Here is a 14414-nt window from a genome sequence, read left to right on the forward strand (position 1 = left end):
GCTAGGCGAACAGCATCCAATAGGGCTTCCTGTCGCTCGCTAGGCGGGAACCGATTGTTCTTGGCACCACACACCGCCGGACAGTCCGGACTGCAAGACAGACTGTCCATTCACGCGGACATTACAGCCCGTCATGTCGCTTCCACTGGACAGCGATCCGCACTGACGGGCACCCGAACTAATTTCATCTTCATCGAGCGAGAGCGGCGCGATACCAGACGATCGACCGGCTATCGGGAGCTGAGCCTCAGCGCTTGGGCCTGGCACGCGTTTGGCTCCGGCTGATGCGCCTGGCCGCTGCCGTATTCTTTCGTCCGGGCGCACTCGCCTCGTGGCGTCTGCCGCGGGCACGACAACAAGAAGAAGGAAGCCCCCATGAAAGCACTCCGTGCAACCCACGCACGCCGCTCGGCGTCGTCGCGTCTGCTGCTTGCCGCTCCCGCTCTACTGGCAGCGGCGATTGCCCAACCCACTCTCGCCGCCAGTTGCAACGAAATGGCCGGAACCAAGGTTCCCAGCGCGGCGATCGCGTTGCCTACTTCCGGTGCCAAGGTCACCGCCGCCACGCTGGTGGCGGGCGGTGGCAGCACGCCGTAGACCTTCGGCGCGCATTGCGACCTGAGCGTCGAAATTGCCCCGGTCGATCCGAGCGCACCAACGATCAAGATGCGCATCGTTCTGCCAGAACAATGGAACGACAAGGCGATGATGTACGGCGGTGGCGGCTACAACGGCACCGTTCCCAACGTGGCGGGCAACGTCCCGGCCGGACCGGTCGACCAGCCGACGCCGCTGGGCCGTGGCTATGCCGTATTCGCCAGCGACTCGGGGCACGTCGCCAATCCGGTCAACCCTGGCGATTTCGCCTGGAACGACGAAGCGCTGACCAATTACGCCCACGATGCGCTGAAGAAAACCCGCGACACCGCGATGTACCTGATCGAGCAACGTTACGGTCGCCAGCCGTTGCGCAGTTATTTCGCCGGCGGCTCAACCGGTGGGCGCGAGGCGCTGGCGGTGGTGCAGCAGTGGCCAAAGGATTTCCAGGGCGCGATCGTCCTTTACCCCGCCTACAACGCGGCGGCGCTGGATCTGCAGTTCGGTCGCATCACCAGAGCCTTGGCCGCTCCCGGCGCCTTTCCCAACCTGGAGAAACGCGCGGCATTGCTGGAGGCGTCGATGCAAGCCTGCGACGAGCTGGACGGCGCACGTGACCGGGTGATCAGCAATCAGGCGGCCTGCAATGCCCGGTTCGATCCCGCCAAGGCCAAGCTCAACGGCCGTCCGCTGCGCTGTCGTGGCGGAGCCGATACCGGCAATGACTGCCTGTCCGATGCGCAGATCAAGGCCCTCAAGGTGTTCGACACGCCCATCCGCTTCAGCCGGCCACTGGCCAGCGGCGAGCGCGGCTACCCCGGCTTCAATACCTGGGGCACCGATCTCGGACGCCCGGGCGAAGGGCTGCAATTGGTGGTCAATCGGCTGGGCTTGAATACGTTGCAGCCGGACTATCCGATGCCCGTACACGACACCGGTTTCGCGGAGGGAGCGCCTTATCATTCGGGGTTCTGGGATGAGTGGGTGCGCTACTTCGTCACCCGTAATCCAGCCTTCAACTCGTTGACGCTGGACCCGACCAACCTGGGGCCCTGGCAGGCGCGAGTCGATGCGCTGTCGCTGCGTCAGGACGTCAACCAGACCGATCTCTCGGCGTTCGCCGACAACGGCGGCAAAATTCTCATGGCTCACGGCACCTCGGATCAGCTGGTCAGCACTCGCGCGACGGCCGAATACTACCAGCGCGTGCAGCGGGACATGGGCGTCGGCCAGACCCGACGGTTCATGCGCTATTACGAAATCCCCGGCTACGCCCATGCGGCCAGCACGGTATTCAACGCCGCCTGGGATTCGCTGACGACGCTGGAAAACTGGGTCGAACGAGGCATCGTGCCCAAGCGGCAGGTCGTCACCGACACCGCCGCGGTGCCGGGTCGTACCCGTCCGCTGTGCGAATACCCGGCCTGGCCGAATACGTCAGCAAGCGCGACGTGAACAAGGCCTCGAGCTTCGTCTGCGTAAAAAACCAGAAAGGCTGGTAATGAAGCGGGGTGGGTGCGAGCCCACCCCACTGAAGCCGCCTGCCCCGATCAATGCATGCGCATGGCGCGCAACGACAAACCTGCTCGCGCGATGCCCCTGCCGGCGACACAGACTGCTCCAGTTATCCACGCTCGACCTCCAGCAAGCGTCCGGCCTGCTGGACATTAGCAGCCCCGCATTTCAGTACATGTCCAACATGGCGGACATGTTTGGTTCACCCCTCGCCCTCTTCGCCTCTGCCGGCCAACCGCCTGCACCCCTCTGGCTCGCTTGTTTCAGATTCTATTCATCTTTTTCTCTTGGTTCGCAGGGACTGGCACGGCATTCGCTCAAGCAGTTCCATCGTTCCAAACAGGCGCAGACCTGAATCGGTACGACTTTGCCAATGATTCATCCGCAACGCTGCACCAATAACAACAAGAGGAAACCCCATGCAACATGACCGCAAGACCATCTGCCAACTGCTATGCGCAGGCGCCGCACTGAGCGTCGCCGGACCCGCCAGCGCGGCTTTCTTCGACGACAGCAAAGCGGCTATCGAGCTGCGCAACTTCTACATGAACCGCGATTTTCGCGGCAGCGAGTCCACACAAGCCAAGGCCGAGGAATGGGCTCAGGGCTTCATCTTGAAAGTCGAGTCCGGCTACACCGAAGGTCCGATCGGCTTTGGCGTCGACGCCCTCGGTTTGCTTGGCGTCAAACTCGACTCCAGCCCCGATCGCTCGGGGACCGGCATCTTGCAACGGGACTCGTCCAATCAGCCGCAGGACGATTATGGCTCGGCCGGGGTGACGGCCAAGGCGAAGCTGTCCAGCACCACCCTGCATGTCGGCACCCTGCAGCCGGTGCTGCCGGTCATCATGCGTAACGACAGCCGCCTGTTGCCCAACACCTATCGCGGCGCCTGGCTGCAAAGCAAGGAAATCGAAGGGCTGACCCTCGATGCCGGCAAGCTCACCGACATTAGCTATCGCGATTCGTCGAACAGCGAAGACATGACCGTTTTCAACAGTGGCCTGCGCAACATCACCTTTGGCAACAAGACCACCAGCGATGAATTCCTGTTTGCCGGCGGCCGTTACCAGTTCACCCCTGAGCTGACCGGTAGCTACTACTACGGCGGGCTGGACGGCATTTACGACCAGCACAACTTCAACGTCGTGCATATCTTGCCGATCGGTGACAACCAGAGCTTCAAGACCGATCTGCGCTACGTGCGTTCCACCGACGATGGCGGCAGCAACGTCGACAACAACGCCTTTGGCGCGCTCTTCACCTACAAGATCGGTGGTCATGGCTTCACCGGTGGCTATCAGAAGATGAGTGGCGATACCGGCTTTGCCTACATCAGCGGCGGCGATAACTCGCTGATCAATCTGTTGCAGATCAATGACTTCGGTAACGAAGATGAGAAATCGTGGCAAGTCCGCTATGACTACGACTTCGCCGCCATGGGCATTCCCGGGCTGAGCCTGATGACCCGCTACGTGACCGGCGATAACGTTGATCGCGGCGCAGGCCTGAGTGAAGGAAAGGAGTGGGAGCGGGACACCGATATTGCCTATGTCATACAGGATGGCCCTTTGAAGAACCTGGGCCTGAAGGTGCGTAACGCCACGGTGCGCAGCAACTTCGGCGCCGATCTGGACGAAACCCGGCTGATCCTGAGCTACACCATGGCGCTGTGGTAACAGCGCAGCAGTACTGAACGCTCCTCTCCTCGTTGGTCTTACCGGGTCTGTAATGGCCCGGTTTTTTTTGGTTCTGGCGTAGAAACAGCAAGTTTGGAGTTCGCCTATTTTTGGCATATGAACACCGCCTCAGTGCCTTCGGAATTTCCTGGCCTCTCGCTCTCTTTGTTGAACGACCGCCAGCGTTCAGGCGCGCACTCTGTCGCCCGCTTCTGAAGGATGAGCGGAATCGTCGTGGAAGAGGTTGAGCGGCATGGACGCTGCGAGAGCCGTGATAGGCCAGGGATGGCCCACCACGGCAGGCCTCTAGAACGATGATGGAGTGAAACGGAGCACAGCGAAGTAACAGCCGCAGGCTGGCCCGAAGGGCAAGCGAAGCGCGTAACGAACCCCGGCGCAGCCGGGGCCGGATGGCGGGGCAAGCGTTTTTGGTTACTTTTCCGGGGCCGGCCATCCGGCGTCTGGAAAAAAGTAACTCGCCCAGCAGGACGAAACAGAAGTCATCAGCGAGACGCGACGATCAACTTATGCACCTGTAACACCAATCAGAACACACAAATTGCCAGTCCGGCTTCAAGCTCAACCCCCTGAAAGCCCCTGCATGAAACCTGGTCTTTCATCAACCGCGAAGAAAATCCAACACGCGTTGCGTGAAGGCGTCGCCAACCTCGACGTTGGACAGGTGTGCGGCTTCGAACTCCACCAGTTTCGCGCCGGCTACGCGCTCCTGTATGAAACGTCCGTGCTCGGGCGTCGTCACCGGATCCTTGCTGCCGCAGACGACCAACATCGGCACCTTGATGGCGCCCAACTGCTCACGGTAATCGGCATCACGCACCGCAACGCAGCTAGCGGCATATCCGGCCGGTGAGGTGGTGGCGATCATCTGGGTAATGCGACTGGTCTGGACGGGCTCATTCTCGGCAAATGCCGGGGTGAACCAGCGCGCGATGGAGGCGTCGCGCATGTCGCGCATGGCCTGTTCGCCGCCCTTGAGCACGGTATCGATGCGCTCGTTCCAGACCTCGTCGGTGCCGATCTTCGCGCCTGTATTACAGATCACCAACCGTGTCAGCCGCTCGCTGGCATTAATGCCCAGCCACTGGCCGATCAGCCCGCCCATGGACAGGCCACAAAAGGCGAAACGGTCGATGCCAAGGGAGTCGACCAGCTCCAGGACATCCTGCCCGAGCTGTTCGATGCTGTACGGCCCCGCCGTGACAGCCGATTCGCCGTGACCGCGCGTGTCATAACGCAGTACGCGGAAATGTTCGCTGAACGTCGGGACCTGCGCATCCCACATATGCAGACCGGTCCCCAGTGAGTTGGATAGCACCAGCACCGGCGCATCGACCGGGCCTTCGAGACGGTAATTCAGTTCGCCATCGGCGAGTTTGACGGTGGGCATGGGAATCTCTCCAGGAAGTCGATTTAAAGGTAGCCGCAAAGAGCAAAAAAGATGGGCTTGCGGCGTGCCGCCATGAGGAACCCATCGTGGTGCGAAGGCCATCAAAGGTGTATGCCGCGATGGCGGTGGCAACGGTGGGCTAAAGCCCACCCTACGGGAGCGGACCTTCACGCAAAGTGCTGGCTTCGTAGAGCGGGCCGGGCGGCGCTCCGCCTCAGCCCACCGCAGCAGCGTAAAGACTCAGCACTGCCGTAGGGTGGGCTTCAGCCCACCGCAACAGCGCAAGAAGTCAGACCCGCTCGACCGCCAACGCCAACCCCTGCCCCACGCCAACGCACATAGTCGCCAGACCGAGCTTGCCGCCAGTTTTTTCCAACGCGTGCACAGTGGTCAGCACCAGGCGTGCGCCGCTCATGCCCAGCGGATGTCCGAGAGCAATCGCACCGCCCTGCGGGTTGACCTTCGAACTGTCATCTTCCAGCCCCAAATCACGAGTGACCGCCAATGCCTGCGCGGCAAAGGCCTCGTTGAGTTCGATCACGTTGAAGTCCCCCACGGCCATGTTCAGCCGCTCGCACAACTTGCGCACCGCCGGCACCGGGCCGTAACCCATCACACGAGGCGCAACACCGGCGCTGGCCATTCCGAGCACCTTGGCGCGTGGCGTGAGGCCATATTTCTGCACCGCTTCGGCGCTCGCAAGAATTAGCGCAGCCGCACCGTCGTTGACGCCCGAGGCGTTGCCGGCGGTGACCGTCTTGTCGGGGCCGTTGACCGGCTTGAGCTTGGCCAGCGCTTCAGCCGTGGTGTCCGGGCGCGGATGCTCGTCGGTGTCGACGACCGTATCGCCCTTGCGACCCTTGATCACCACCGGCACGATTTCCTCGGCGAAGAAGCCCGCGGCCTGTGCCTTGCCGGTGCGTTGCTGGCTGCGCAATGCGAAAGCGTCCTGGTCCTCGCGGCTGATCTTGTGCTCCTCGGCCACGTTGTCGGCGGTCTGCGGCATGGCATCGACGCCGTACATTTCCTTCATCTTCGGGTTAATGAAACGCCAGCCGATGGTGGTGTCCTCGATCTTCTGCGTACGGCCAAACGCGGTGTCGGCCTTGCCCATCACATAGGGCGCGCGGCTCATAGACTCGACGCCACCGGCGATGGCCAGTTCCATTTCACCGCACGCGATGGCGCGGAAGGCGCTACCCACTGCATCCATGCCCGAAGCGCAAAGGCGATTGAGGGTCACCCCCGGCACGGTATCCGGCAACCCGGCCAGCAGCGCGGCCATACGCGCTACGTTGCGGTTGTCTTCACCGGCCTGATTGGCGCTGCCCATAAAGACTTCTTCGATAGCAGCCGGATCGAGCTGCGGATTGCGCTCCAGCAGCGCTTTGATCGGGGTTGCGGCCAGGTCGTCGGCGCGCACCGCGGCCAGCGAGCCGCCGAAGCGGCCGATGGGCGTACGTACGGCGTCGCAGATAAAGACTTCGCGTGTCACTCGTCACCTCCAGATTGTCCATGGGCGGCGGCCGTGCGGGCCTCCAAAGCGCGCAGGGCAACCAGTTCGCTGTCGGTCGGTGGCGCAGTTTCACCGAGCTCGTCAGCAAAACGGATCGCCCAGCCAGTGTTCTCGATCACCTGTTCGCAGGTCACGCCCGGGTGCAGCGAGGTCACCACGAATTCGTTGGACCCTGCTTCAGGCTCCATGATGCAGAGGTCGGTGATGATTCCCACCGGCCCGCTGCCCGGCAATCCGAGCTGCTTGCGATGCTCGCCGCCCTCGCCGAAACCGACGGATGTGATGAACGCCAGCTTGTCGACGAAGGTACGGTGCGATTGCTTGAGAATGATCAGCACCTGCTTGGCCGATCCCGCAATTTCAGGCGCCCCGCCCGCCCCTGGCAAGCGGACTTTCGGTTGGTGATAGTCGCCGATCACCGTGGTGTTGATGTTGCCGTACTTATCCACCTGCGCAGCGCCGAGGAAGCCGACATCGATGCGCCCGCCCTGCAGCCAGTAGCGGAAGATCTCACCTGTAGGCACCACGGTATCGGCGGTTTCGGCCAGCTCGCCGTCACCAATGGACAGCGGCAATACCGAGGGCTTGGCGCCAATGGGGCCGGACTCGTAGATCAGCACGACTTCCGGCGCATGGGTCAGGCGCGCCAGGTTCGCCGCCTTGGACGGCAGGCCGATTCCGACGAAACAGACGCTGCCATTGCCAAGTCGGCGCGAGGCAGCAACGGTCATCATTTGGTGCTGTAGTCATGGCCTCGGCACTCTCGCCCTTGGGCGCGATGCAGTAGATGGTGACTTCGGTCTCGTCGACCGAGATCGGCCGAGCGATGCGCAGCTGCGAGCCGAACTGGTCCATCAGGTAGAGGTTCGGGTACAGGCAGAGGTTGCGCGAGTTGCCGATCATCCAGTCGGCACGGGCCTCGCCGACTTCGGCGACCAGCTCGTCTCGGCGACTGTACAGCGGACGGTCTTCGGGGTTGTCCCAGCGCGTCCAGAGCAACAAGTGGCCGTTCTCGAAGGAGTAGAAACCGCCGCCCTTCTTGCCCCAGCCGCCGGCGCTCATGGTGCGGATCTGTTCGCCGGCCTCACGCAGCTTGCGCTGATTCTGGGTGGCGGCGTAGTTCCAGTGCACGGCGGTGACGTGGTAGCCGTCAGCACCGTTCTCGGCAGTCAGTTTCCAGTTGCCGCCGAAGACGTAGCTGGAGGAGCCACGCAGCACCTCGATGCCATCCGGCGACTGGTCGACCACCATGTCGATGATCTTCTTCGACTCGCCAAGAAACTCTCCCAGCGGGGCCACGTCGTCACGCAGGCTGCCGAACAGAAAACCCCGGTAGGACTCGAAGCGCGCGATCTTCTTCAGATCATGCGAGCCGTCGCAATTAAAACTGTCCGGGTATCCGGCTTCCTTCGGATCCTTGACCTTCAGCAGCTTGCCGGAGTTGTTGAACGTCCAGCCGTGGAATGGGCAGGTATAGGTGGCCTTGTTGCCGCTCTTGAAGCGACAGAGCATCGCGCCGCGGTGGCTGCAGGCATTGATGAAGGCGTTGAGCTCGCCATCCTTGTTGCGCGCGATGAAGATCGGCTGGCGACCCATATAGGTCGTGTAATAGTCGTTCTTCTCGGGGATTTGGCTTTCGTGAGCGAGATAAAGCCAGTTGCCCTCGAAGATGTGCTTCATCTCCAACTCAAACAACCGAGGGTCGGTGAACATCTCTCGCTTGCAGCGGAAGATGCCCTTCTCTTTATCGTCTTCTACAAGCGAATCAAGGTAGTCGAATCCCAGGGCCATAGCCGGGGCCTCCATTGTTATTGTGTCTACGTGATGAAGGCTACGGCGCATGAAGCGGCATCAATATCCGTTTCTTGCACCACCTTTATCCGTTTTCTGCAAAAACAACAGGCGGCGCGATCCGACCATGGAAGCTGATATGGCAAAAATTCTGGAGGGTATAAACGGAAAGAGTGAAGCAAGCGGGGCGTTGGCCAACCCCATCGGGGCTGGCCCTCAGGTTGACCGTCAGGGTTGGCTCATCACCGCAGCGATGCTCTGCGCCAGGTCATCCTGAGTGAAGGGCTTTCCAAGCCTGGGCAGTTCGCCTGCCAGCCCGGTTGGCTGGTCGGCATAACCAGTGACAAGGATCACTGGGAGGTCTGGATACCGCTGCCTGATGACTTCGGCCAGTTGTGTGCCGGTCATTTGCGGCATGGCCTGATCGGTCAACACTAGCTGAACCCTGTTCTGCGCGAGGATTTCCAGCGCCTGCTTCGCTGACTCAGCCTCGAACACATGGCAACCAAGCTCCTCGAGCATCGCGCCGGTCGTCATCAATACAAGGGGGTCGTCATCCACCGCCAGTACGCTGAGCGCCACAGGACAATGCGACTCAGACGCCTGCGACTGTTCAGCTTCAGCCGGCATACCGGCACCTGCGGCAAGCGGCAACCACAGCTCAGCGGTAGTGCCGCGCCCCTTCTGGCTTTTTAGCACCAAACCGCCACCAGACTGCGCGGCAAGGCCATGGACCATCGAGAGCCCCAGCCCCGTGCCCTTGCCGACGCCTTTGGTGGTGAAGAACGGCTCCGTTGCACGTTCGAGCGTCGCCTCGTCCATGCCCTCGCCCTCATCGGCCAAGGCCAGGCAGAGATAGTCTCCGGGTTCCAGCCCGCCGTCCTTTGAGTCGAGTCGGTGCTCACGCGCCGAGATGGTGACGGTGCCGCCCTCGGGCATGGCGTCCCGGGCATTTACCGCCAGGTTGAGCAGCGCCAGTTCGACCTGGTTGGCATCCGCCAGGATGGGTTTGAGCGAGAGGGGGAATCGGGTTTCGATCTGAATCCGAGGGCCAAGCGACTGCTGAAGCAGATCGGCCATATCACGTACCAGAGCCGGCGCATCGACCAGTTCGAGATTGAGTTCCTGGCGCCGAGCAAAGGCCAGCATGCGCTGGGACAGGGAGACGCCGCGCTGAGCACCGCGAATGGCGTTGTCCAGCAACGGGACGATTTGCGGATCGTCAGGCACCCGTCGGCGCACAATCTCCAACCCGCCCAGCACGGCATCAGAAGATTGTTGAAGTCGTGAGCGATGCCTCCGGTCAAGCGGCCTAAGGACTCCAATTTCTGTGACTGGAACAGTGCCTCCCGCGCCTCTTCCAGCTCACGCTGGGCCTCGACGGCTTCGGTGATGTCGCGGGTAATCTTGGCGAAACCTATAAGGGTGCCCGTCTCACTGCGGATCGGGTCGACGACCACATTGGCCCAGAAGCGCGAGCCGTCTTTGCGCACACGCAAGCCCTGGCTTTCGAACCGTCCTTCGCGCAAAGCGGTATCGAGACCGCGCTGCGGGGCGCCATTCTCTCGGTCTTCCTCAGTAAAAAAAGCGGAATAGTGCTGCCCGATAATCTCGTCGGGCAGATAGCCCTTGATGCGTTGGGCACCCATGTTCCAGTTGGTCACCCGCCCAGCCGGATCAAGCATGTAGATGGCGTAATCAGTGACGCCCTGCACCAACAAGCGAAACTGCTGTTCGCTCTGTTTCAGCGATTCTTCGACCAGCTTGCGCTCGGTCAGGTCGCGGGTGACCTTGGCAAAGCCGAGCAAACTGCCAGCGGGCGACCAGATTGGATCAATCACCACGTGACACCAGAAGCGCGTGCCATCCTTGCGCACACGCCAGCCCTCCCCTTCGAAGCGACCATCGGCTGCTGCAATGTCCAGCGCGCGCTGAGGTAATCCTGCGGCACGGTCATCATCGGTATAAAAGCGGGAGAAATGCTGGCCAATTATTTCGGCCTCTTCGTAGCCCTTGAAGCGTCTCGCACCGGTGTTCCAGCTTGCAATATTGCCGTCGACATCAAGCATATAGATGGCGTAGTCGGTCACTGCATCGATAAGCAGGCGATAACGCTCCTGCGCCGTAATCGACACATCCGAAGATGCCGAGTCTTGCATTGAAGTACCTACACCCGAGTGATTTAGTCAGGATTATGGTTAGCCAAGCACTGAAAAGAAAGGTTCGTGACGTTCTGAAGCCGAGCCAAAGTGCTCGGCTGCTTTGGGCTGTCGCTTTCAGTGATGCTTGCGCAGGGTGTCGGACGGCAGTTCGCCGCAGGTGCTCTTGTAGGTTTCCGAGAAACGCCCGAGATGCAGGAAACCATAGTCCATCGCGATCTCGGTGATATTGCGCACCTTGTCCAAAGGATCGCTCAGCCGTCCGTGAATCTGCTCCAGTTTGCGCTGGCGGATGTAGGACTTCGGCGTGGTGCCGACCTTGCGATCGAACAACATGTACAGCGAGCGCGGACTCATATTGGCCAGCTGCGCCAGCTGCTCGACCGAAATGTCTTTCTTCAGATGCTCGTCTATATAGTCGGTAATGCGGCCGAATGACGGGCAGCTCTCGCTCAGAGGCTCGCGGTAGATGTTGTTGGCCAGCGTGCACAGCAGCTTCGAGGCAATGATGCGGCTGTACTGCTCTTGCAATTGCGGGATGCAGTGCTCGGCTTCGGCCTCCTGGCAGATCAGTCCGAGCAGGCTTTCGATGCCATCGAGCTGCTTGAGCTCGTAGCGGTTGGTGGCAAAGCGAATGCCCTCGCTCGGCGCACGCCACTGATTCTCGGTGCAGGCTTTTTCCAGAAAGGACTCGGGCACTTTGACAATGAGTTTTTCGCAATCGTCTGAATAGGTCAGGTCGACCGGATCGTCCGGGTTGATCAGCAGCAGCTCACCGGGCGTGAAGTAATGCTCCTGACCGCGGCCACGCCAGAGGCAATGCCCGCGCTGCAGCAATTGCAGGTGATAAATGGTTTCCAGCGCCGGCGAGGTGACATGCACGCTGCCGCCATAACTCAGCTGGCAAAGGTCGAGCTTGCCGAACTTGCAATGGCTCATGCTGGCCTTGGGATTACCGGTGCGTGGTAGCTGGATGCAGTGCGAACCGACGTGCTGATTGACGTACTCGGACACCGCATGAGGATCGGCGCGATCGAAAATCATGCTTCTTGCTTTGAGCAGACTATCCATCTTCAGGCACTCGCTATTTTTATAGTTACGCCGGCATTGATTGCCGGTCGCCAGTCCAGCCATGGGTGCAGCCCTGCCACCCGGACTTGATTCAAATCAACGATAACGCGTCCGGGCACAATAGGTGATTGGACCAACGGCCAACAGCCGACCGGCCGGTAACCGCACATTTTCGGCACTAGCTGACCAGCGGAGCGCTCGCTTCAAGCCGTACCGGGATAACTCGTAGAGGCACGCAGGGTATCGGCGATGGCCTGGGCGGCGACCGAGAGCTCGTGGCCGGGCTTGGTCAGTATGCCCACCGGTTTCTCGATCACCGGATCACCCAGCGCGACACAACAAGCCCCGACTTCCAGCATCTGCTCGCGGCACAGCGCCGGCACGGCGCTCACGCCCAAGCCGCTGGCGACCATGCGCCCAACCGTTGCCAGCTGATGGCTTTCGAGCTGCACGGGCAGGCTACGCCCGCGCTGACGCAGATGATCCTCGAGCATGAAACGCACGGTAGAAGGCCGCTGCAAAGTAATGAAAGGTTGCTGCAGCAGCGCCTCCCAACTCACTTCGGCCTGGCTCGCCAGCGCCGAGTGGGCAGGCACCACGGCCACAAAGCGATCCGTATATAACGGCGTGAAACTCAGCGGCGTGGTGGGTTCAGGCTCGAAGGCGATGCCTAGTTCGACCTGCCGGTCGCGAACCATGTCCATCACCTGCTCGTTGATCACGTCATGCACGGTGACGCTGATCGAAGGATATTGCTGGCGAAAGGTGCCGAGCACGGCCGGTAACAGATTGCCGGCGAACGAGGGCATCGAAGCCAGCGCCACGCGCCCCTGCTTCAGGGTGAAGCGCTGACGCAGCTCGTCCTCGGCGTTATCCCAATCAGCCAGCAATCGACGCGCCAGCGGCAGCAAGGCTTCACCTTCCGGCGTCAGGCTCACCGCGCGGGTGGTGCGGCTGAACAACCGCCCGCCCAATCCGTCCTCTAGGGATTTGATCGTCAGGCTCAGCGCCGATTGCGACAAATGCAGACGCTCGCAGGCCTGGGCAAAACTCAGGGTATGCGCCACGGCGAGAAAGGCACGCAACTGTTTGATGGTCATGGTTTGAATCCGGATCGGGCCACAGCGGCGGCTATTCGCTGCATTGATTGTTTAACTTTGCCAATTAATAGCGCTTAAAAATCAACTTAACAAATCTAACCGCTACGCAGACACTCGGGTTAACAACCAACAACAAGAAGGAATGGTTTATGGCTGGTTTCGACAAACGCGTCAGCACCTATGCCGAAGCCCTCGAAGGGCTGCAGGACGGCATGACCGTTCTGGCCGGCGGCTTCGGTCTGTGCGGCATCCCGGAAAACCTGATCGCCGAGATCAAGCGCAAGGGCACCCGCGACCTGACAGTGGTTTCCAACAACTGCGGCATCGATGGCTTTGGCCTCGGCGTGCTGCTGGAAGATCGACAGATCCGCAAGATGATCGCCTCCTATGTGGGCGAGAACGCCTTGTTTGAAAAACAGCTGCTCGATGGCGAGCTGGAAGTCGAGCTGACACCTCAAGGCACGCTGGCGGAGAAGATGCGCGCAGGCGGCGCCGGCATTCCGGCCTTCTACACCGCGACCGGCTACGGCACGCCCATCGCCGAAGGCAAGGACGTGCGTGAATTCAGTGGCCGCCCGCATATTCTGGAACATGCGATCACCGGCGACTTCGCCATCGTCAAGGGTTGGAAGGCCGATCGCTACGGCAACGTCATCTACCGCCACACCGCGCAGAACTTCAATCCGTTGGCCGCTGCCGCAGGGAAAATCACCGTGGTCGAAGTCGAGGAAATCGTCGAGCCCGGCGAAATCGATCCCACCCAGATCCACACGCCCGGCATTTACGTCGACCGCATCATCTGCGGCACCTTCGAGAAGCGCATCGAGAAGCGCACCGTCCGCAGCTGAAACTCCTCATTGGTTCAAAGAATAAAAGGTCAAGACCATGGCACTAACCCGCGAACAAATGGCCCAGCGCGTCGCTCATGAATTGCAGGACGGCTACTACGTAAACCTCGGCATTGGCATCCCGACACTGGTTGCCAACTACGTGCCCGAAGGCATGGAAGTGATGCTGCAGTCGGAAAACGGTCTGCTCGGCATGGGCGCCTTTCCCACCGAGCAAGAACTCGACGCCGACATGATCAATGCCGGCAAGCAGACCGTCACCGCACGCGTCGGTGCCTCCATTTTCAACTCCGCCGAATCCTTCGCGATGATCCGCGGCGGCCATATCGACCTCACCGTACTCGGAGCTTTCGAAGTCGACGTACAGGGCAACATCGCCTCCTGGATGATCCCCGGCAAGCTGGTCAAGGGCATGGGCGGCGCGATGGATTTGGTCGCTGGCGCCGAGAACATCATCGTACTGATGACGCATGCCTCGAAGGACGGCGAGTCCAAGCTGCTGCCCAAGTGCACCCTGCCGCTGACCGGCGCTGGCTGCATCAAGCGCGTACTGACCGATCTGGCCTATCTTGAAATCGAGAATGGCGCGTTCGTCCTCAAGGAGCGCGCCCCCGGCGTGAGCGTCGAGGAAATCGTCGCCAAGACCGCCGGTGAATTGGTGGTTCCTGATCACGTGCCGGAAATGCAGTTCGGTTGATTCCGAGTCGTTTCGGAGCCTCGTGATGCGCTT

At 61.0% G+C, this 14414-nt stretch carries 8 protein-coding genes and 3 pseudogenes; 4 read left to right on the forward strand and 7 right to left on the reverse strand.

Features of this window, described 5'->3' with window-relative positions; genetic code table 11:
- Positions 1 to 375: 375 nt before the first annotated feature.
- Positions 376 to 2099, forward strand: a pseudogene (locus NA647_RS08820) (tannase/feruloyl esterase family alpha/beta hydrolase).
- Between the two features lie 432 nt (positions 2100 to 2531).
- A complete protein-coding gene (locus NA647_RS08825) occupies positions 2532 to 3791 on the forward strand; it encodes an OprD family porin (RefSeq protein ID WP_256057343.1) in 1260 nt (419 codons plus the stop codon).
- Between the two features lie 619 nt (positions 3792 to 4410).
- Here the strand turns inward: NA647_RS08825 and pcaD are convergent.
- From pcaD to NA647_RS08860, 7 genes and pseudogenes are all read right to left on the reverse strand, one after another.
- Positions 4411 to 5199 (reverse strand): 3-oxoadipate enol-lactonase, encoded by a 789-nt coding sequence (gene pcaD, locus NA647_RS08830; protein ID WP_256057345.1) that lies wholly within the window; start codon positions 5197 to 5199, stop codon positions 4411 to 4413.
- A 289-nt stretch (positions 5200 to 5488) separates the two neighbouring features.
- Positions 5489 to 6694 (reverse strand): 3-oxoadipyl-CoA thiolase, encoded by a 1206-nt coding sequence (gene pcaF, locus NA647_RS08835; RefSeq protein WP_256057346.1) that lies wholly within the window; start codon positions 6692 to 6694, stop codon positions 5489 to 5491.
- Positions 6691 to 7449 carry a CoA-transferase subunit beta gene (locus tag NA647_RS08840; RefSeq protein WP_256057347.1) on the reverse strand — a complete coding sequence of 253 codons (759 nt, stop codon included), beginning with the start codon at positions 7447 to 7449 and terminating at the stop codon, positions 6691 to 6693. Before NA647_RS08840 ends, pcaF begins: the two co-directional genes overlap by 4 nt.
- 16 nt (positions 7450 to 7465) lie before the next feature.
- A pseudogene (locus NA647_RS08845) lies at positions 7466 to 8506 on the reverse strand (Rieske 2Fe-2S domain-containing protein); the annotation flags it as partial.
- 228 nt (positions 8507 to 8734) lie between these two features.
- Positions 8735 to 10665, reverse strand: a pseudogene (locus NA647_RS08850) (PAS domain S-box protein).
- A gap of 117 nt (positions 10666 to 10782) precedes the next feature.
- Positions 10783 to 11736 (reverse strand): AraC family transcriptional regulator, encoded by a 954-nt coding sequence (locus NA647_RS08855; RefSeq protein WP_256057348.1) that lies wholly within the window; start codon positions 11734 to 11736, stop codon positions 10783 to 10785.
- A 203-nt stretch (positions 11737 to 11939) separates the two neighbouring features.
- Positions 11940 to 12836: a LysR family transcriptional regulator gene (locus NA647_RS08860; RefSeq protein WP_256057349.1), complete on the reverse strand. Its 897-nt coding sequence runs from the start codon at positions 12834 to 12836 to the stop codon at positions 11940 to 11942.
- Between the two features lie 149 nt (positions 12837 to 12985).
- Between NA647_RS08860 and NA647_RS08865 the strand changes: the two genes are divergently transcribed.
- Positions 12986 to 13684: a CoA transferase subunit A gene (locus NA647_RS08865; RefSeq protein ID WP_256057350.1), complete on the forward strand. Its 699-nt coding sequence runs from the start codon at positions 12986 to 12988 to the stop codon at positions 13682 to 13684.
- Positions 13685 to 13721: 37 nt separating this feature from the next.
- On the forward strand, positions 13722 to 14381 hold the full coding sequence (locus NA647_RS08870) for a CoA transferase subunit B (protein ID WP_256057351.1): 660 nt from the start codon (positions 13722 to 13724) through the stop codon (positions 14379 to 14381).
- Positions 14382 to 14414 lie beyond the last annotated feature (33 nt).

The sequence above is a fragment of the Stutzerimonas stutzeri genome, from assembly GCF_024448985.1.
GTDB classification, from domain to species: domain Bacteria; phylum Pseudomonadota; class Gammaproteobacteria; order Pseudomonadales; family Pseudomonadaceae; genus Stutzerimonas; species Stutzerimonas stutzeri_AP.